The organism is Dickeya sp. MK7, from assembly GCF_000406305.1.
In the GTDB taxonomy this organism is placed as follows: Bacteria; Pseudomonadota; Gammaproteobacteria; order Enterobacterales; family Enterobacteriaceae; genus Dickeya; species Dickeya fangzhongdai.
On sequence record NZ_CM001984.1, the window covers coordinates 3,213,191 to 3,233,049 of the forward strand.

General features: G+C 63.3%; 12 protein-coding genes. 2 read left to right on the forward strand and 10 right to left on the reverse strand.

All coding sequences use genetic code 11. The annotated features are described in order from the left end of the window. Nucleotides 1–22: 22 nt before the first annotated feature. From DXXMK7_RS13865 to DXXMK7_RS13905, 10 genes are all read right to left on the reverse strand, one after another. Entirely contained in the window at nucleotides 23–2,671 is a 2,649-nt protein-coding gene (locus DXXMK7_RS13865; protein WP_038919611.1) for a nitrate reductase, read from the reverse strand. Further along, the gene (gene nirB / locus DXXMK7_RS13870) at nucleotides 2,668–6,840 is read right to left on the reverse strand and encodes a nitrite reductase large subunit NirB (RefSeq protein ID WP_072093955.1); all 4,173 of its coding nucleotides are present in this window, start codon (nucleotides 6,838–6,840) and stop codon (nucleotides 2,668–2,670) included. The genes DXXMK7_RS13865 and nirB overlap by 4 nt, the downstream gene beginning before the upstream one ends. Nucleotides 6,841–6,855: 15 nt before the next feature. Continuing rightward, a complete protein-coding gene (locus DXXMK7_RS13875) occupies nucleotides 6,856–7,650 on the reverse strand; it encodes an ABC transporter ATP-binding protein (protein WP_038919612.1) in 795 nt (264 codons plus the stop codon). A gap of 10 nt (nucleotides 7,651–7,660) precedes the next feature. After that, nucleotides 7,661–8,596, reverse strand: a complete 936-nt coding sequence (ntrB, locus tag DXXMK7_RS13880) for a nitrate ABC transporter permease (protein WP_038919613.1) — start codon at nucleotides 8,594–8,596, stop codon at nucleotides 7,661–7,663. A gap of 12 nt (nucleotides 8,597–8,608) precedes the next feature. Beyond that, entirely contained in the window at nucleotides 8,609–9,886 is a 1,278-nt protein-coding gene (locus DXXMK7_RS13885) for a CmpA/NrtA family ABC transporter substrate-binding protein (protein ID WP_038669468.1), read from the reverse strand. Nucleotides 9,887–10,355: 469 nt separating this feature from the next. Further along, nucleotides 10,356–11,642, reverse strand: coding sequence for a nitrate regulatory protein (locus tag DXXMK7_RS13890; RefSeq protein WP_038919614.1), 1,287 nt, complete (start codon nucleotides 11,640–11,642; stop codon nucleotides 10,356–10,358). An 82-nt stretch (nucleotides 11,643–11,724) separates the two neighbouring features. Further along, a complete protein-coding gene (locus DXXMK7_RS22685) occupies nucleotides 11,725–12,075 on the reverse strand; it encodes a hypothetical protein (RefSeq protein ID WP_127353473.1) in 351 nt (116 codons plus the stop codon). A gap of 117 nt (nucleotides 12,076–12,192) precedes the next feature. Further along, nucleotides 12,193–13,590, reverse strand: a complete 1,398-nt coding sequence (locus DXXMK7_RS13895) for an efflux transporter outer membrane subunit (protein ID WP_038919615.1) — start codon at nucleotides 13,588–13,590, stop codon at nucleotides 12,193–12,195. Next, on the reverse strand, nucleotides 13,590–16,757 hold the full coding sequence (locus tag DXXMK7_RS13900) for an efflux RND transporter permease subunit (protein WP_038919616.1): 3,168 nt from the start codon (nucleotides 16,755–16,757) through the stop codon (nucleotides 13,590–13,592). Before DXXMK7_RS13900 ends, DXXMK7_RS13895 begins: the two co-directional genes overlap by 1 nt. Nucleotides 16,758–16,759: 2 nt before the next feature. After that, entirely contained in the window at nucleotides 16,760–17,905 is a 1,146-nt protein-coding gene (locus DXXMK7_RS13905) for an efflux RND transporter periplasmic adaptor subunit (protein WP_038919617.1), read from the reverse strand. A 122-nt stretch (nucleotides 17,906–18,027) separates the two neighbouring features. On the opposite strand from DXXMK7_RS13905, the gene DXXMK7_RS13910 reads away from it, so the two are divergent. Further along, nucleotides 18,028–18,624: a TetR/AcrR family transcriptional regulator gene (locus DXXMK7_RS13910; RefSeq protein ID WP_038919618.1), complete on the forward strand. Its 597-nt coding sequence runs from the start codon at nucleotides 18,028–18,030 to the stop codon at nucleotides 18,622–18,624. Further along, nucleotides 18,621–19,838 carry a multidrug effflux MFS transporter gene (locus tag DXXMK7_RS13915; RefSeq protein WP_038667555.1) on the forward strand — a complete coding sequence of 406 codons (1,218 nt, stop codon included), beginning with the start codon at nucleotides 18,621–18,623 and terminating at the stop codon, nucleotides 19,836–19,838. The genes DXXMK7_RS13910 and DXXMK7_RS13915 overlap by 4 nt, the downstream gene beginning before the upstream one ends. Nucleotides 19,839–19,859: the final 21 nt, after the last annotated feature.

Genomic DNA, 19,859 nt, shown 5'->3' on the forward strand with positions numbered 1-19,859 from the left:
TGGCTCCTTATCCGGGCGCGGCTCAGCCCGCCCGGCGTAATGTGTCCGGCGTGGCATAGTGTTGCAGCAACGCCTTCAGTTCCGGCACGCAGGACCCGCAATTGGTCCCGCATTGTAGTTGTTCGCCCAGTTGCGCCACGCTGTGGCACCCCTGGCGGATGGCGTCGATAATGCGCTGTTCTCCCACCGCGAAGCAGCTGCAAATGGTCGCTCCTTGCGGCGCTTCGCCCTGCGGCGCGCACCCGGCCAGCAACGCCAGCCGGTCCGACGTCTGTTGCGGCGGCGCGGCAAACGCCGTCAGGATGGTCTCGCGCTCCAGAACCGGCCGGCGAGCGTCGACATACAGCGCCACCGCCACCTGCCCCGATAGCCAGCCAACCGCATGAAACAGGCCGCCGTCCCCCTGCGCCTGTTGATAGTCGACGCCGTCCAGCCCGTACTGGCGGGCCAGCCAGTCAAGCCAGTGCTCCGGCGTCTGTTCGCCGGCGATCGTGTAATGGGACACGCCGTCGGCGGCAATACGGCTCCAGTAGCCGCAGTCCGGCGCCGTCACGTCGCCGCGCACAAACAGTTCGCCGAACCACACAGCGGGCCAGCGTTGGATACGCACCCGCGCCTGCTTGCTTTCCGGCTGACCAGAATAGGGATCGGTCACCGCCGCCACCAGGCTATCCGCCCGCGCCTGCGCGCTAAACTGCCGGTTCCAGTGCATGGGGACAAAGATGCTGCCGCGCTGCTGCCCGCGCTGGACCTGCGCCCGCGCCAGCATCCAGCCCGACTCGGCGCTGATGCGCACCAGTTCGCCGTCGTGAACGCCGGCGTTGAGCGCATCCTGCGGGTGAAGATCGCAATAGGGTTCCGGCAGATGGCGCATCAGACGCGGCGCCTTGCCGGTGCGGGTCATGGTGTGCCACTGGTCGCGTACCCGGCCGGTATTGAGCACCAGTGGATACGCGGGCGACGGCGGATTGGCGGGCAGTTGCGGCGTGATCGCCAGCAAGCGCGCTTTACCGTCCGGGTGCCAGCAGCGCCCGTCGGTATACAATCGCGCGGTACCGTCGCTGACGGCACTGGTGACCGGCCACTGCACCGGCGTCAGTTGCTGCCATTGTTCATTGCTGAGCGTTGCCAGCGCGCTGATGTTGAACGCACGCTGTCCCTGATTCTCAAATCCGGACAAGGCGGCGTGCTCACGGAAGATCTGCGCCGGGTGGCGATAATCGAACGCCGCGCCAAATCCCATGCGTTGCGCCACCTGCGACAGGATCCACCAGTCGGCTTTCGCTTCGCCCGGCGCGGGCAGAAAGGCGCGCTGACGGGAAACGCGGCGCTCGGAGTTGGTAACCGTGCCGTCCTTTTCCCCCCACGCCAGCGCCGGCAGCAGGACATGCGCGCAGTCGGCGGTATCGGTGTGGCGCATCACGTCGGAGACGATCACCAGCGGGCAGCGCAACAGCGCCTGCCGCACCCGATCCGCCTCCGGCATGGAAACCACCGGGTTGGTGCCCATGATCCACACCGCCTTGACCTGCCCGGCTTCAATCGCGCGGAACAGATCCACCGCCATCAATCCCGGCGCCGGCGCCACCCGGTCGCTGCCCCAGAAACGGCCGACCCGGTCCACTTCCTGCGGGCTGAAGCCCATGTGCGCCGCCAGCTGATTCGCCAGCCCGCCCACTTCGCGCCCGCCCATCGCATTCGGTTGACCGGTAATCGAAAAGGGGCCGCACCCGGTCCGGCCGATACGGCCGCTGAACAGATGCACGTTGATGATGGCGTTGCATTTGTCGCTGCCGGAAGAGGACTGGTTGATGCCCTGCGAATAAAGCGTCACCACGTTATCGGTGTCGCTAAACCACTGGTAAAAACAGGCGACGTCCTCGCGGTCCAGTTGGCAGAATTCCGCCACCCGCTCCACCGTCCAGTCATCGGCGGCCGCCAGCGCCGCCTCCACGCCGCTCAGCCCGTCGGGAACCGGCGCGTTCCGCTGCGCCAGCCAGCGCAGCAGCCCGTTGAACAACCCGGCATCGCTGCCGGGCGCCAGCGGCAAGTGCAACTCCGCCGCATCGCAGGTGGCGGTCTGACGCGGATCGATCACCACCACCCGCATGTGCGGGCGCTGCTGTTTGGCCTGCATCAGCCGCTGATACACCACCGGGTGCGCCCAGGCGGTGTTGGACCCGACCAGCACCACCAAATCGGCCTGTTCGATGTCCTCGTAGTTACAAGGCACCGCATCGGCGCCCAGCGCCCGCTTGTACCCGACCACCGCCGATGCCATACACAGCCGGGAATTGGTATCCATGTTGGCGCTGCCGATGAATCCTTTCATCAGCTTGTTGGCGACGTAATAGTCTTCGGTCAGCAGTTGCCCCGAACCGTAAAACGCCACCGCCTGCGGGCCATGCTGCGCAATAATGTCGCCGAGCGACTGCGCTACCCGATCCAGAGCCTGATCCCAGCTGACGCGATGACCGTCAACCAGCGGCCACAGCAGCCGCCCTTGCAGATCCAACGTGTCGCCCAATGCCGAGCCTTTGACGCACAACCGCCCCAGATTGGCCGGGTGCTGGCGATCGCCTTCAATGGTCACCCTCCCGTCCGGCTGCGGGGTGGCGATCACCCCGCAGCCCACGCCGCAGTAAGGACAGGTGGTGCGGCAGCCGCTCATAACGCCTCCGCCATGTCGGCCGCCGCCACCGCCATCGGTTCGTTCGCCACCCAGATACGATCCTGTACCACACGCACCGGCCAGGCGCGCACCCGCAGTTGGCTGTCATCCGGGCTAACGCCGTCACGCAGACGCAGACGCTTTTTGTACAACGGCGAAATCACCACCGGCTCGCCCGCCACGTCGCCGACAATGCCTCGCGACAGCACGTTGGCGCCGCTGCCCGGTTCCTGATTATCGAGCGCGAACACGTGTCCCGCCTGCCCCGGCTGGGCGGCAGGCAGATGAAACAGTGCCACCTGCTGATGTCCGACCCGCGCCGCCATGCCGGCATTCGCCGGAATATCGCAGAGGAAGCCGACGCACTGCCAGCCTTCCACGCCAGCCGCCTCTGATGCCGCCGTCGTCTTCTCCTCCAGACGGGCGGGGCGAGGCTGACCGCGCTCCGGCACCATCACTACCGCTTCATCCGGCGTGTCGCTGTTAAGGAAGGCGCGGAACAACGCCCGGTGTTCGTCATGCGCCAGCGTGGTCTGCCATTCGCACTGATAGCTGTCGATAACCTGGCGCATGTCGTTTTCCAGCTCGTCGGCAATTCCCAGACTGTCGTCGATTACCACCTGCCGCAGGTAGTCGATGCCGCCTTCCAGGTTATCCAGCCAAACGCTGGTGCGCTGCAGGCGGTCGCCGGTACGGATGTAGAACATCAGCAGGCGGTCGATCAGCCGGAACAGGGTATCGGTGTCCAGATCGCTGGCGAACAGGTCGGCATGACGCGGTTTCATGCCGCCATTGCCGCACACATACAGGTTCCAACCCTTGTCGGTGGCGATCACGCCGATGTCTTTGCCCTGCGCTTCGGCGCATTCGCGGGTGCAACCGGAAACCGCCATCTTGAGCTTGTGCGGCGAGCGCAGCCCTTTGTAACGGTGCTCCAGCGCAATCGCCAGCGAGGTGGAATCCTGCACGCCGTAGCGGCACCAGGTGGAGCCGACGCACGATTTGACGGTACGCAGCGACTTGCCGTAGGCATGACCGGTTTCAAACCCGGCGTCGATCAGCTCCTGCCAGATAGCAGGCAGTTGCTCCAGCCGCGCGCCGAACAGATCGACCCGCTGGCCGCCGGTAATTTTGGTATACAGGTGATAACGTTCGGCCACCTGACCGATGGCGATCAATCCCTGCGGGGTAATCTCGCCGCCGGGAATGCGCGGCACTACCGAGTAGGTGCCGTCTTTCTGGATATTGGCCAGGAAACGGTCGTTGGTATCCTGCAACGGTACGTGTTCGGGTTTCAGCACGTAATCGTTCCAGCAGGACGCCAGCATCGATCCGGCCAGCGGTTTACAGATTTCACAGCCCAGCCCGTGACCGTGGCGGGCGATCAGCTCGCCAAAACTACGGATACGGTTGACGCGGATCAGGTGGTACAGCTCCTGACGCGAATAGGCGAAATGCTCGCAAATGTCTTTTTTTACCTCGATGCCCGACTGCTGCAACTGGTACTCCATCACCTGCTTGAGCAGCGGCACGCAGCCGCCGCAGCCGGTGCCCGCCTTGGTGCAGGCCTTGAGCGACGCCAGATCGGTGCAGCCGTTGTCCACCGCCGCACAGATGTCCGCTTTGCTGACGTTATGGCAGGAGCAGATCTGGGCGCTGTCCGGCAACGCCGCCACCCCCAGCCCTTTCGGCGCAGCGCCGTCCAGCGCCGGCAGAATCAGGCTTTCCGGGTGCGCAGGTAAGGTCATGTCGTTGAGTTTCATCTGCAACAGCGTGCTGTAATCGCTGCTGTCGCCCACCAGCACCGCCCCCAGCAGCCGTTTGCCGTCCGCCGAAACAATGATTTTTTTATAGACCTGATTCGGTTCGTCGTTCCACTGATAGCTCAGGCTGCCCTCGGTTTTACCGTGAGCATCGCCGATCGACGCCACGTCCACCCCCAGCAGCTTAAGCTTGGTGCTCATGTCGGCGCCGGTGAACGACTGCTCCTGTTGCGCCAGCCGGGCGGCGACGGTGCGCGCCATCTGATAACCCGGCGCCACCAGCCCGAACATCTGTCCCTGCCATAGCGCGCACTCGCCAATGGCGAAAATAGCGTCATCCGAGGTCTGGCAATAGTCGTCGATTACGATGCCGCCGCGGGCGCCGATCTCCAGCGCGGCGTCACGCGCCAGCTGATCGCGCGGGCGGATACCGGCGGAAAACAGCACCAGATCGGTTTCCAGCGCCGTGCCGTCGGCGAAATTCATCCGGTGGCGCGCCTGCTCGCCCGCCGTAATCGCGCGGGTTTCCTTGCCGGTGTGCACCTGCAGGCCCAGCGCCTCAATCTTGCGCTTGAGCAGCTGCGCGCCGCCGTCGTCCAGTTGCACCGCCATCAGTCTGGGGGCGAATTCCACCACATGGGTTTCCAGCCCCAGTTGGCGCAGCGCGTTGGCGGCTTCCAGCCCCAGCAGACCGCCGCCCACCACTACGCCGCTGCGCGATTCGCGCGATTCGGCGGCAATAGCGTCCAGATCCTCCAGCGTGCGATACACCAGACAACCGGGGCGATCGTTGCCCGTCATCGGCGGCACGAACGGGTAGGAACCGGTCGCCAGCACCAGCCGGTCGTACGGGGTTTCCTGGCCGTTCGCGTCGCGCACGCAGCGGCGTTGACGGTCAATCTCCGTCACCTGGCAACCGGTGCGCAATTCAATGTCGTGCTGTTCGAAAAAGCCCTCGCTGACCATTGACAGGGATTCGGCGCTGCGACCGGCAAAATACTCGGACAAATGTACCCGGTCATAGGCCGGATGGCGTTCCTCGCCAAACACCACCACGTGATACTGTTGGTGCAGGCTGCGTTCCACCAGTTGCTCCAGAAAGTGGTGCCCGACCATGCCGTGCCCCACTACCACCAATACGGGTTTACTCATGACAGAAATCCTTACGGCCGCAGGCCGTATGTCTACTTCAGGAAAAGACAGACCAAACAAAAGCGACGACGGTGCCGATGGCAGCCTGGTCTCCATGGCCGCCAGCAGTTGCGGACTGTCGCTGACATGACCGAACAGCAGCGCGCCGCATAACCGGTCGTCGCGGAATATCAGGCGGCGATAATGGCCGCCGAGCGGGTCTGACAGCGAGTGGAGTCGATCGCCCTCCTGCGGGTGCAACTCCCCCGCGCTCACCACGTCAATCCCGGTAACTTTCAGTCGGGTGGCCAGCGCCGCCGGCGCGTAATCCGCCACCGGTTGCCCCGCCAGCCGGGCGGCCAGCACATCGGCCTGCGCCAGACAGGGCGCCACCAGCCCGACCGTTTCACTCTTCACTTCAGCGCACTCGCCGAATGCGCTGACGTATTCATCGGCGGTGCGCAACTGGCCGTCGGCCAGAATGCCGCGCCCGCACGCCAGGCCGCTGTCGCGAGCCAGCTCACACACCGGTTGCACGCCGGTCGCCACCACCACCAGACCGGCAGGCAAGCGCGTACCGTCCGCCAGTTCGACCGCCTCCACCTGCTCGCCGTCGGACGATTTATTACCGGACAATTCGTTACCGGATAATGCCTGAATCTGCACGCCGGTCAGGCAACGGATGCCGCGCTCATGCAGCCGGGCGCACAACAGGTCGCTGGCGGTGGCGTCGAGCTGACGCTCCATCAGCCGGGCGTGGCGGTGCAGCAGCGTCACCGCGGCGCCCTGCAATCGCAGCGCGGCGGCGGCTTCAATCCCCAGTAATCCGCCGCCGATCACCACCGCCGGCTTTCCCTGTCGCACCGCCGCCCACATCCGCTCGACGTCATCCAGCGTGCGAAAGCCCATCACGCCCGGCAGGTCGATGCCCGGCAACGGCGGCATAAACGGGCGGGAACCGGTGGCGAACACCAGTTGGTCATAGGTCAGGCGACGGCGATCGGTAATCACTTCCCGCGTAGCCCGATCAATACGTAGCGCCGACTCGCCGGTCAGTATGGTCACGTCCATCGTTGCCGGCGCCGGCTCTAACTGCGTGTCCTCAAAGGTTTTTTCGCCCCCCAGCACCGAGGAAAGCAGCACGCGGTTATAGCTGTCGCGCGGCTCGCGATCGATGACGGTGACGCGGTAGCGTTGCGGCGCCAGTTGCCCCAGTCGCTTTACCAGCCGCGCGCTGGACAGACCGTTGCCGATAATCACCAGATGCGCGCTCATCGCTGCTTCCTCCCGTCAGGCCGCGTGCGGCTGCTTCTCATACAGGAAATGCAGCACCTGCTGACGGTACTGGTGATAACGCGGGTCATCCGCCAGCGCGACGCGAGAGCGCGGGCGTTCCAGCGCCACCGTCATGATCTCGCCCACCGTGGCCGCCGGGCCGTTGGTCATCATCAGCACCCGGTCGGAGAGCAACACCGCCTCATCCACGTCATGGGTTATCAGCACGATGGTGGTGTTCAGCCGCTGCTGAATTTCCATCACCGCGTCCTGCAAATGGGCGCGGGTCAGCGCGTCCAGCGCGCCGAACGGTTCGTCCATCAGCAGCACCTTGGGTTTCATCGCCAGCGCGCGGGCGATGCCCACCCGCTGCTTCATGCCGCCGGAAATCTCATGCGGATGCTTGTTCAGCGCGTGCCCCATGTGCACCAGCTCCAGGTTATGGACGATCCACTCGTGCATCTCCGCCTTGCTCATCTGGCCGCGGAATACCTGCTTCACCGCCAGCGCGACGTTGTCGTAGGTGGTGAGCCACGGCAGCAGCGAATGGTTCTGGAATACCACCGCCCGCTCCGGCCCCGGACCGTCGATTTCGCGGTTGTCGCACAGCAGGCCGCCGCTGGTCGGCAGCGTCAGCCCGGCAATCAGGTTGAGCAGCGTTGATTTGCCGCAGCCGGAGTGCCCGATCAAACTCAGGGTTTCCCCGGTATGAATATCGAAACTCACGTTATCGAGCGCCAGGAACGAACCGCTGGCGGTGGAAAAACGCTGACTGACCTGCTGAATACGGATAATCGGTTGATCGCGCATACGTTTCTCCTTAACGGGTTTCATAGCTGAAGCGTTTGGCCAGCAACATCAGCCCTTGCTCAAGTAACAGCCCGACCACGCCAATCACAAGAATGGCGATGATGATGTTGGGCACGTTGAGGTTGTTCCACTCGTTCCAAATCCAGAAGCCGATACCGATGCCGCCGGTCAGCATTTCCGCCGCCACGATCACCAGCCAGGCGATGCCGATCGACAGCCGCACCCCGGTCAGCACGCTCGGCAGCACCGCCGGCAGCAGGATCTTGCGCATGATGGTGAATTCGGACAGCTTCAGCACCCGCGCCACGTTGAGATAATCCTGCGGAATCTGGCGCACCCCCTCGGCGGTGTTGAGGATCATCGGCCAGATGGAGCAGATAAAAATGGTCCAGCTGGAAGCCGGCTCGGCGCGCTGGAACAGCAGCAGGCCGATGGGCAGCCACGCCAGCGGGCTGACCGGACGCAACAGCGAAATAATCGGGTTGAACATCGCCGCCATAAACCGGAAGCGGCCAATCAGGAACCCGGCGGGAATCCCCACCAGCGCCGCCAGCCCGAAACCGATGCCGACGCGCTCCAGCGACGCCAGCACGTTCCAGCCGATGCCCTGATCGTTGGGGCCGGCCACGTAAAAGGGGTCGGCAAAAATGCTCTGCGCCGCCAGCCAGGTCTGCCACGGCGTCGGGAAACCTTTGCTGCTCAGCGCCGCGAGCTGCCAGACCGCCAGCAGCAGGATCATGCCGACGCCGCCCGGCAACAGCCGGGACAGCCATCGGCTCAGGCGCGGCCGCCAGACGGCGCGCGGCGAGGCGACGGTCGGCGCCGGTGCAGCTACGCCAACGGTTTCGGGTAAGGCGATAACGGTGGCGTCGGTCGCGACAGCATTGTGGTGCGGCGTGTCAGTCGGCTCCGGCACGATCGAAAGAATCTGGGCTTGCGTTTTCATGGTCGCTCTCCGTTACTTTTTCACGCTGAAGCTGTTGGCATAACCGGCCGGATCGCTGCCGTCCCAACGCTTGCCGTCAATCAATACGCTGCTGCGCATCTCGCCGGATGGCAGCGGCACGTTGCCGACCGCACTGGCCGCCTGTTTGTAGATATCGATGCGATTGACCTGACGGGCCACCGCCTGATAATCCGGCTCCTGCGCCAGCAGGCCCCAGCGTTTGTGCTGGGTGAGGAACCACATCCCGTCCGACAGATACGGGAAGTTCACTTCGCCGTCGTGGTAGAAGCGCATGGCGTGCGCGTCCTGCCAGCTTTTGCCCGCGCCGTTGTCGTATTGCCCCAGCATACGGCCGACAATCGTCTCCTCCTGGGTGTTGACGTACGCGCGCCCGGCGATGACGCGGGCGGTTTCGCGCCGGTTGTCGTCCGAGCTGTCGATCCAGCGCGAGGCTTCCAGCACCGCCGCCGTCAGCGCGCGGGCGGTATTGGGGTTGGCGTTAACCCATTCGGCGCTGGTGCCGAGCACCTTCTCCGGGTGATCCGGCCAGATATCCTGCGACGTGGCGGCGGTAAAACCGAGGCCGTCGGTAATCGCGCGCTGGTTCCAGGGCTCGCCGACGCAGAAACCGCTCATGTTGCCGATCTTCATGTTCACCACCATCTGCGGCGGCGGCACTACCACGGTGCGCACGTCGTCAAACGGGTTGATGCCGGCCGCCCCCAGCCAGTAATAGAGCCACATGGCGTGGGTGCCGGTGGGAAACGTCTGGGCGAAGGTGTAAGTCCCCGCCGGGCTGGCCGCAATAAAACGCTTCAGGCTGGCGGCATCGCTCACGCCGGCTTCGCGCAGCTTATTGGACAGAGTGATCGCCTGACCGTTGTTGTTCAGCGTCATCAGCGCCGCCATATTGTGCTGCGGCCCCGACGCGCCGGCCTGCAGGCCGTACAACAGCCCGTAGAGCACGTGCGCCGCGTCCAGTTCGCCGGACACCAGCTTGTCGCGCACGGCGGCCCAGCTCGCTTCCTTGCTCGGCACAATGGTGATGCCGTATTTCTTGTCAAAACCTTTTACCGACGCCATCACCACCGATGCGCAGTCGGTCAACGGAATAAAACCGATGCGCACCTCTTTCTTCTCCGGGGCATCGGAACCGGCCGCCCAGGCGCGGTTCATTATTCCCGGCAGCAGCATGGCGCCGCCCAGCGCAGCGCTCCCCACCAGAAACTGGCGGCGGGAAAACGCCTGTGTTTGGTTATTGGTTTTGTTATCGGTTTTGGAATCACTCATCAACGACACCTCGGCAACCCGCCGTTTCGGCGGCAAAAACAAAAAGGCGTCCATAAGCCATGCGAAAATCGCACGCTTATGGACGCCTTTGCCCAGCGCTTTTCCGTACCGCCATTAGCACGAAAAAGTCGCAGTGAATTGTTACCGGAGATGAAGCAAGGTGTGTGCCAACCTGTCAGATATCCCTGTGACCTGACAGCACATTGAGTGGACCGTCCATGCCGCGCCGGATAACCGACGCGTCCCGATGGGGCTATTCTGCTCGCCGAAAGCGCGGCTAATATTGAGCTGGATCAATTCAGCCGGGATATCAGGCCGATGGCGAAAACGAACAACCGCCGCTATACGCGTCAGAGCGGTGGGAAGATAACGGCTTCGGCTGCACCGTTATCTGGCAAATCACGCACGCTTTATGTGCATTCACGGCGAGCGGATTCCAGTTAACGCCATGCCAACTCGCCGCGTTCCATCAGGGGTTATCCTGAAACACATCCGCCACCGCCAGCATGGCGTTGGCAATCTCGATCAGTTTCTTATTCTGGTTCATCGCCATACGGCGCAGGGTTTTATACGCCTCTTCTTCGCTTAAGCCCCGGTGCTGCATCAGCACGCCCTTGGCCCGGTCGATTTGGCGCCGCTCATCCAGCGTCGCGCGCATCGCCGCCAGTTCATGATCCAGCGCCTGCAGACGCCGCGCCTGCTGTTGCACCAGCGACAGCAGCGAACGCCCCAGCTGCGGCCGCACGCCGTCGCTGTCGAGCCAGCTGTGCGCCGCCGCGCCCTGCTCCATCTCCGAGCGGGCGATAAACACCGAATAGCTGTGGTCTTCCCCCTGCTGCGCCGCCATCAGGCCGGCGACATCCGCCTGCTGGTCAAGACAAGCCTGCTCGGCGGCGGCGATACGATCGCGGCACAGTTGCATCAGCGTCTGCTCCAGCCGATCCTCGATGTGCTTCATGGCGTCGATACGCGCCGTCGCCAGCGCGAACCATTGCAGGCTGCCTTCCAGCGGCAGGTTGTCCGGCGCGCGGGTGCAAGCCACGCGCCGCAGTCGTTCAAATTCCCGATCGGTCGCCAGCGATAGCCAGCGCTCACGGCTGACGTCATCGGCGAAATTGGCGAAGGTATCGAAGCAACGCTCCTGACGTTCGATCAGGTCCAGCAATGTCTGCTGAGTACTGACCGGAAATTCACCGGCGGCAAACGCGGCGGCGCCGACCGCCCGCTCCTGACCGGCCAATTCCTTGCCCTGCATGAAACTGAACATCGCCACCAGCGCACGGGCAATCACCGGCTCCGCCGCGGTATCCGACACTTCGAACACCAGCGTCAATAGATGGCGGATGATGTCGTTGAACACCGTCATCGCGTCCGACTGCGGCAACGCGCGTTGCCGCACCTGCTGGCGCAGCGACGGCAGCAACCCCAGCGTGTAAACCACGCTGGCGGCGCGGCTGAACAGCCGGCTGGCCTGCAGCAACGACCCGGCGCGCTGCGCCAGGTCATCCAGTTGTTCCATAAATTGCGACTCGGCCTGTTGCACATCCTGCTCGCGCTGCGGCAGTTCATCCACACACAGCCGCCCGTCCGAACACAGGAACAGGTTGGAAGTGCCGCGTTCGCGTTGCAGCATGTGCACCAGCTGGCTGATGCGCCCCACCAGCTCGCCGCTTTGCAGCAGCCCGCGCAGGCTATTCAGTTCACACTGGCGCGAAGCCATCAGAAAACGAATTGTCGTTGAAGGGTCCGCTACCATTCTCTCTTCTCTCTACACCGCCGATTGCCACATTATGCAATACACATGCAAATAGTGCGCCTGATACAAATAGTGCGCCTGCTCAGGCGGTTGTGCAACCAACGGGCTGACCAGCACCAAACCGGCGCGTGGTATTCCAAACTATAGGGCAGGATCGTCTACCGGTGTGGGGGCAGTCCAAACTGCTGTGCGCCGATGTCGGCATCCAGCGTGGCGAACATCTTATTTTTGAATTCGAGTCGAACAGATTATTCACCAGATGCGCAATATCGCCGTTTGTGGCGCTACTTTGCTTGCCAATTTCCGAAGAGTGGCCGGCGGAATTATAAATCCGCTTGCCAATCAGCAGCGGCGTTTTACCGGCCGCGTCATAGGTGATGTTGTAAGTCGGTTTTCCATCGCAATCGTTGGCGACCGACAGAATACGCTCCATTATCCTTGCTGTATTAAGTCTAAAAAATCGATTTATCAAAAGAAAAAACAGCAGTAAAAATATAACCAGATTTAAAAAGGCAGAGCCGGGAAATAATCCCCGCTCTGCCGAAAAATATTATTTCACCCCACCTCCCAATACGTTATACAGCGTAATCAGATTATCCAGCCGCGACTGTTCCAGGCTGAGCAACGACTGACGAGCGCTGTACAGCGTACGCTGGGCATCCAGTACGTTGAGATAGGTATCGACCCCGGCGCGGTAGCGGTTGCTGGCCAGTTGATAACTGCGCTCGGCCGCCGCCACGTAATCGCGTTGCGCCGCCTGCTGCTCATCAATCGTGCCTTTGCGCGCCAGCGCGTCGGCCACTTCGCGAAACGCGGTCTGCAACGTTTTCTCGTAACTGGCGACATAGCCCTGTTTTTCCGCCTCGGCGTAGCGCAACGCCGACAGGTTGGCGCCGCCGTCAAAGATAGGCAGGCTGACGGACGGCGCCAGCGACCAGACGTGCGCGCCGCCGCTAAACAGCGACGACAGCGCCTCGCTGCTCAGGCCGTTGCTGGCGGTCAGCGTAATGCTGGGGAAAAATGCCGCTCGCGCCGCGCCGATATTGGCGTTGGCCGATTTCAGGGTATGTTCCGCCGCCTGCACATCCGGACGGCGCAACAACGCGGCGGACGAAATGCCGGCGGCGACCGGTTTCACCGCCTGCGCCAGCGACGCCACATCCGCAGGCAACAGCGCCTCCGGCACCGGGCGCCCGGCCAGCAGGTCCAACGCATTCTTATCCTGCGCTTCGGTGGTCAGCGCGCTGGCGACGTCCGCCCGCGCCTGCTGGTAGACGGTTTCCGCCTGCGCTACATCCACCGCCGACGCCACACCGTTACGCAACCGGCTGCGGGTCACCGCCAGCGACTGCCCGGCGCTCTCCATCGTCTGACGCGCCAGCGCCAGATTGCTGCGGGCGGTCGCCAGCGCCACCCAGGCGGTGGACGTATCGGCGATCAGCGTCAGCCGGGTGCTGGTGGCGGTGGCGGCGCTGGACAGATACGTCTCCCGCGCCGCGCCGGTCAGGCTGCGGTTTTTACCAAACAAATCCAGCGTAAAGGCGCTGGTGGACAGGCTGGCGCCGTAGCTGCTGCTCAATACCGTCCCATTGCCGCTGCTGCTGAGCGAACGGCTGCGATCGCCATCTATCCCGGCGTTGATGGTCGGCAGCAGCGTCGCGCGCTTTTCGCCAAGCTGCGCGCGCGCCGCTTCCACATCGGCAATCGCTTTGCGCAGATCACGGTTGTCCGACAACGCCATGTCGACAACCTGACGCAGGCGATCGTCCACCAGCACCTCGCGCCACGGGATATCATCCGCCGGCTGGCGGGCCGCCGCCGCCGCATGATAGGCCGCCCCTTGCGGCCAGGCGTCAGGCACCGGCGCGGACGGCCGCTGATAGTGCGGATCCAGCGAACAGCCGGATAACAGCATAGCGCCGGTCAGTAACGTCATAATAACGCGCATCAGTTTTCTCCCTGCGTAGGCGTTGGCATCGAGGTGGATGGCGATGTTTGCGTGTGGCGACCGGGGAATACCCGTCTGACCAACACAAAGAACATCGGCACCAGAAAAATCGCCAGCACGGTGGCAGTCAGCGTACCGCCGACAATACCGCTGCCGATGGAGATACGGCTGTTGGCGCCTGCGCCGGTCGCCACCGCCAGCGGGAATACCCCGGCGATAAACGCCATCGACGTCATCAGCACCGGCCGCAGACGCGTACGCGCCCCTTCCAGCGCCGCTTCATACAGCGTGGCGCCGCGCCGGTAAGCGGCTTCGGCGAACTCCACGATCAGAATGGCGTTCTTGGCCGACAGCCCGATGGTGGTAAGCAACGCCACCTGAAAATAGACGTCGTTTTCCAGCCCGCGCAATGTTGCGGCCAGCACCGCGCCCACCACCCCGAGCGGGATGACCATCATCACCGAGAACGGAATACTCCAGCTTTCATACAGCGCCGCCAGGCACAGGAACACCACCAGAATCGACATGGCGTAGAGCGATATCGCCTGCCCGCTGGCCAGCCGTTCCTGATAAGAGAGCTCGCTCCAGGCAAAGGTGGTGCCGGCAGGCAGCGCGCGCGCCAGCGCTTCCATCTCGTCCATCGCCTTGCCGGAGCTGACGCCGGGCGCGCCGGTGCCCTGAATTTCGTAGGACGCCAGCCCGTTATAACGCGACAGGCTTTCCGGGCCGTAGCTCCAGCGGGTGGCGGCAAAGGCAGAGAACGGCGTCATTACGCTGTTGCCGCTGCTGTCGGTGCCGCGCACGAACCACTTGTCGAGATCCGACGGCTGGCCGCGCGAGCCGGCGTCGCCCTGAATGTAGACTTTCTTCACCCGGCCACGATCGATGAAGTCGTTGACGTAGGTGCCGCCCCAGGCGCTGCTCAACGTGCTGGTGACATCGCTGATCGACAGCCCCAGCGCGCGGATTTTGGCGTAGTCGAGGTCCACCTGTAGCTGCGGCATCTGCACCAGATCGTTGGGGCGTACTGCGGACAGCCGCGGATTCTTCGCCGCTTCCGCCAACAGTTGATCGCGCAACGCCAGTAAACGACTGCGGTCGGTATTGCCGGTAGCCTGCAATTCAAAGGTAAAGCCGTCAGACTGGCCCAGCCCCTGCACCGCCGGCGGCGACATGGTGAACACCTGCGCGTCGCGAATCGCGGACAGCGCCTGCATGGCGCGATGGGCGATGGCGTCGGAACTGTTCGCGCTGCCGGGGCGTTGGCTCCAGTTTTTCAGCGCCACAAACGCCATCCCGGCATTCTGTCCGCTGCCGCTGAAGTTGAAGCCGGAAATCACGAAAATGGCTTCAACATTGTTTTTTTCCTCGGTGAGAAAATAGTGCTCGATGCGCTCCCCCACCTTACTGGTACGGGCTTCGGTGGCGCCAGCCGGCAACGTAAACTGCACCATGACATCGCCCTGATCCTCGTTAGGCAGGAAGCCGCCCGGCAACCGCAGGAACAGTAAGCCCAACGCCACGATCAGCAAACCGTACAGCGCCAGATAGCGCCACGGTCCGGTAATGACATGCGCCACCCGCCCGGTATAGCGCTGCTGCAAACGGTCATACCCACGGTTGAAACGGGCGAAGAAACCGTTGCCGTCCGGCGACGAATGCGCCGCCGGTTTCAGCAACGCCGCGCACAGCGCCGGCGTCAGCGTCAACGCCACCACCACCGACAGCAGCATGGAGGACACGATGGTGATGGAGAACTGCCGATAGATCACCCCGGTCGATCCGCCGAAGAACGCCATCGGCAGAAACACCGCGCTCAGCACCAGCGCCACCCCGATCAGCGCGCTGGAAATCTCGCGCATCGACTGTTCCGTGGCCGCCACCGGCGACAGTCCCTGATCGCGCATCAGCCGCTCGACGTTTTCCACCACCACGATGGCGTCATCCACCAGCAGGCCGATCGCCAGCACCATGCCGAACAGCGTCAGGGTATTGATGGAGTACCCGAACACCGCCAGCACGCCGAACGTCCCCAGCAATACCACCGGCACCGCCACCGCCGGGATCAGCGTGGCGCGCAGGTTCTGCAGAAACAGAAACATCACCAGCACCACCAGGGCGATGGCTTCAAACAGGGTCTGCACCACCTCTTCCACCGACACCTTGATAAAGTCGGTGCTGTCTTTCGGGTAGGACACTTCGTAGCCTTGCTGCATCTGCGGGGTGAACTCCGCCACTTTGGCTTTCACCCGCTCCGCCGTCGCCAGCGCATTGGCGCCGGACGACAGCATCACCGCGATCCCGGCGGCGGGGTGACCGTTCAGCCGGGTGGTGGTGGTGTAGTCCTCGTTGCCCAGCTCGACCCGCGCCACGTCGCCAAGGCGCACCAACGCACCGCTGGATTCGCTTTTAACGATGATGTCGCGGAACTGCGTCGGGGTTTTCAGCCGTGATTGCGCGGTGACGGTCGCGGTCAATTGCTGATCGCTGCCGGCCGGCTGCGCGCCGATTTTCCCGGCCGACACCTGGGTGTTCTGCGCTTCGATCGCGGAGGAAATATCCGACGGCATCAGGCTGTACGCCGCCAGTTTGGTCGGGTCCAGCCAGATGCGCATCGCGTACTGGGAACCGAACACCTGTACGCTGCCGACGCCGTCTACCCTGGAGAGCGGGTCCTGCAGGTTGCTGACCATGTAGTCGGCGATGTCGGCGGCGGTGCTTTTATCCGTGGTGTCGTATAACGCCATGATCAGCAGGAAATCCTGCTGGGACTTGGTCACCGTGATGCCTTGCTGTTGCACTTCAGTGGGCAGGCGGCTGGTGGCCTGTTGCACCTTGTTCTGCACCTGCACCTGCGCGGTATCCGGGTTGGTGCCCTGCGTAAACGTGGCGGTGATGCGCACATCGCCGCTCGAATCGCTGGAGGAAGAAAAATAGAGTAACCCGTCCAACCCGGTGAGCTGCTGCTCAATCACCTGGGTCACGCTGTTTTCCAGCGTGTCGGCGGAAGCGCCGGGGTAACTGGCTTTGATGGCGATGGAGGGCGGCGCCACATTCGGGTACTGCGCCACCGGCAGCGATTCAATCGACAGCGCGCCCGCCAGCATGATGACAATGGCGATCACCCAGGCAAACACCGGGCGATGAATAAAGAAACGGGAGAACATGATCAGCGGGCCTCCGTCGTGCGCGGCGTCGCCGTATCCGACCGGGCGCTCTCCTCAACGGCGGTGACTTTATCGCCCGTGCGCACCTTGTCGGTGCCTTCGGTAATCAGCCGGTCACCCGCGTTCAGCCCCTGAGTGATCAGCCAGCGGCTGCCCATCGCTTCGCCGGTTTCCACCTCGCGCCGCTCCACCACCTGCTGGTTGTTGACCACCAGCGCATAGGCATTGCCTTTGGTGTCGCGCAGGATGCCTTGCTGCGGCGCCAGAATGGCGTCAGGCACGCTGGCGGTTTCCACGGTGGCGCGCACAAACATGCCCGGTAACAACATATGCCCGGCGTTAGGGAACTCGGCGCGCAGCGTCACTGAACCGGTGGCTTCATCCACCGCCACTTCCGCCAGTTTCAGCACGCCCGGCTGGCTGTAAGGCTGGCCGTTTTCCAGCGTCAGCGTTACCGCCGCCTGCTGCTGTTTCTGGTGCGCCAGCAGCGCCAGCCGCTGACTGCTGGACTGGGTAAGGTCGACGTAGATCGGGTCCAGTTGGCGAATGGTGGCCAGCGCGGTGCTCTGGCTGGCGGTCACCAGCGCGCCCGGCGTGACCGACGAAATACCGATGCGGCCGGAAATCGGCGCGGTAATGCGGGTATACGCCAGGTTGATTTGCGCGGTTTTCAGGGCGGCGGTCTTTTCCGCAACGCTGGCGACATCCTGCTCATAGGTGGCCTGCGCGTCGTCCGCGTCCTGCTGCGACACCCCCTCTTCTTTCAGCAGCCGGGCGTAACGTTCGGCTTTCAGTTTGGCCGAGCGCACGGTGGACTGGGCGTTTTTCAGCGCCGCGGCGGCCTGATCCGCCGCCGCCTGATAACTGGCCGGGTCAATCTGATACAGCATCTGCCCGGCTTTCACTTCGCTGCCTTCGGTAAATAACCGTTGCTGGATAATGCCATCCACCTGCGGGCGAACCTCGGATACCATCGCCGCCGTCACGCGGCCGGTCAGTTCGCTGTGCAGCGTGACGGGTGCGCCATGCAGCGTCTGCACGGTCACCGCCACCGGCTGTGACGACGCCGGTGAAACAGCGCTGCGATCGCATCCCGTCAACAGCGCAGCGCACGTAGCCACTGTTACAATAAAGTTGTTACTTCGCATCAAGTCCTGTCCTAGAATTGAGAATGAACGTTCGTTCTCAATATAAAAAATTTGACGTCAGACTTCTTATAAAATTTGCAAGGATAGCGTTAGCAACGTTATCCAGGCATTGGAGCAATGCTATGCCATCACCCCATCATGAAGACAAGGCGCAGGCCCGGCGTGATCAGATCATCGCCGCCGCCCGCCGCTGCTTTCGCCAGTCCGGCTTTCACGGCGCCAGCATGGCGGAAATCGCCGCGCAGGCGCAGCTTAGCGTCGGGCAGATTTACCGCTATTTCGTCAACAAAGACGACATCATTGAGGAGATCGTGCGGCGTATCGTCGATATCCGGCTACAGCGCATGACGCCGGAAAATGAAGACCCCCGGCGTTTTGCGCCGCTGCTGGCCCGCCGTCAGTTACCGATCGCCGGGGACAGCGATGACGATGACAACCTGCTGATGCTGGAAGTGGCATCCGAAGCCACCCGTAACCCGCGGGTGGCGAGCATCATGCAGGAAGCCGACCAGCAAATGTTTACCCGTGCCAGTACGCTGATGAAACACCGCTTTCCGCATTTTTCGGATGAGGAAATCGCCGCGCGTACCGAACTGATGGCGGTATTGTGCGAAGGCACGACATTCCGCAGTGTGATTCCGCAGCGCGCCCCGGTCGCGGTGCTGGAACCGCTGTACCAATCCCTGTTTGACTCACTGTTTCCTGATAAGACGCCATGACTGAAAAATCATCCCGTTCACGACTTGAATACGCCCTGATTCTGGGTACGCTGGCCGCGCTCGGCCCGCTATGTACCGATCTCTACCTCCCGGCGCTGCCGCAGATGACCGGCGCGCTCGCCACCTCGACGGCCGCCACCCAACTTAGCCTGACCGCCGGCCTGCTCGGGCTGGGCGCCGGCCAGTTGATCTTCGGCCCGCTGAGCGACAAGCTGGGCCGACGCCTGCCGTTGTTGCTGTCGCTGGCGATGCTGCTGTTGACTTCGGTCTGGTGCGCGCTGGCGCAGGATATCGGCCAGTTGATCGTCGCCCGGTTGTTGCAGGGCATCGCCGGCGCGGGCGGCGCGGTGTTGTCCCGGGCCGTCGCGCGGGATCTGTATGTCGGTCATGCCCTGACCCGCTTTTTCTCGTTGCTGATGCTGATCAACGGCCTGGCGCCGATCCTCTCGCCGGTACTGGGCGGTTTACTGCTTGGCGTGACCGACTGGCGCGGCATTTTTGTGCTGCTGGCGGTGATTGCTTTTCTGTTGCTGGCGATGTGTCTGCTGCGGCTAAACGAGACGCTGCCCGCCGAGCGGCGCATCGCCGGCGGGGTCGGTTCGATGCTGTCGTCGCTGGGAAGCCTGCTGCGGGAACGGACATTCATGGGATTGTGTCTGGCGCAGGGGCTGTGCGGCGCCGGCATGTTCGCCTACATCGGCGCCTCGCCGTTCGTGCTGCAGGAAGTGTACGGGCTAAGCCCGCAGGCGTTCAGCCTGTGTTTTGCGGTCAACGGCATCGGGCTGATCGCCGCCGGACAGCTGGCCTCCCACTTTAGCCTGCGCTTTGGCGAGCAGCGCGTGCTGCACGCCGGGCTGGCTGTCGCGGTCATCTCGGCGCTGGTGCTGACGGTGGCCGGATTGCTGCACGCGCCGCTTATCGGCATTCTGATCCCGCTGTTTTTCGCCATCGCCATGATCGGGATTGTCGGCCCCTGCGCGTCATCGCTGGCGATGCAGAGCCAGGGCGGCAAGGCCGGCAGCGCTTCGGCGCTGATTGGTCTGAGCATGTTCGCGCTCGGCGCGCTGAGCGTGCCGTTTACCGGGCTGACCGGCAGCACCAGCGCGCTGTCGATGGCGCTGGTGATTCTGGGATGCTACCTGCTGGCGGTCATCGCCTATCTGCTGTTATCCCTGAAATCCACCGCTCGGGGAGACCAACCGGAAAAGGGATGAACCGGTACGCGGCGATGAGAA

Excerpts from the sequence above, each read along its gene's own strand:
- DXXMK7_RS13865 (WP_038919611.1), bottom strand. The coding sequence starts at position 2,671 with ATGAGCGGCTGCCGCACCACCTGTCCTTACTGCGGCGTGGGCTGCGGG.
- nirB (WP_072093955.1), bottom strand. The coding sequence starts at position 6,840 with ATGAGCGCGCATCTGGTGATTATCGGCAACGGTCTGTCCAGCGCGCGG.
- DXXMK7_RS13875 (WP_038919612.1), bottom strand. The coding sequence starts at position 7,650 with ATGCGCGATCAACCGATTATCCGTATTCAGCAGGTCAGTCAGCGTTTT.
- ntrB (WP_038919613.1), bottom strand. The coding sequence starts at position 8,596 with ATGAAAACGCAAGCCCAGATTCTTTCGATCGTGCCGGAGCCGACTGAC.
- DXXMK7_RS13885 (WP_038669468.1), bottom strand. The coding sequence starts at position 9,886 with ATGAGTGATTCCAAAACCGATAACAAAACCAATAACCAAACACAGGCG.
- DXXMK7_RS13890 (WP_038919614.1), bottom strand. The coding sequence starts at position 11,642 with ATGGTAGCGGACCCTTCAACGACAATTCGTTTTCTGATGGCTTCGCGC.
- DXXMK7_RS22685 (WP_127353473.1), bottom strand. The coding sequence starts at position 12,075 with ATGGAGCGTATTCTGTCGGTCGCCAACGATTGCGATGGAAAACCGACT.
- DXXMK7_RS13895 (WP_038919615.1), bottom strand. The coding sequence starts at position 13,590 with ATGCGCGTTATTATGACGTTACTGACCGGCGCTATGCTGTTATCCGGC.
- DXXMK7_RS13900 (WP_038919616.1), bottom strand. The coding sequence starts at position 16,757 with ATGTTCTCCCGTTTCTTTATTCATCGCCCGGTGTTTGCCTGGGTGATC.
- DXXMK7_RS13905 (WP_038919617.1), bottom strand. The coding sequence starts at position 17,905 with ATGCGAAGTAACAACTTTATTGTAACAGTGGCTACGTGCGCTGCGCTG.
- DXXMK7_RS13910 (WP_038919618.1), top strand. The coding sequence starts at position 18,028 with ATGCCATCACCCCATCATGAAGACAAGGCGCAGGCCCGGCGTGATCAG.
- DXXMK7_RS13915 (WP_038667555.1), top strand. The coding sequence starts at position 18,621 with ATGACTGAAAAATCATCCCGTTCACGACTTGAATACGCCCTGATTCTG.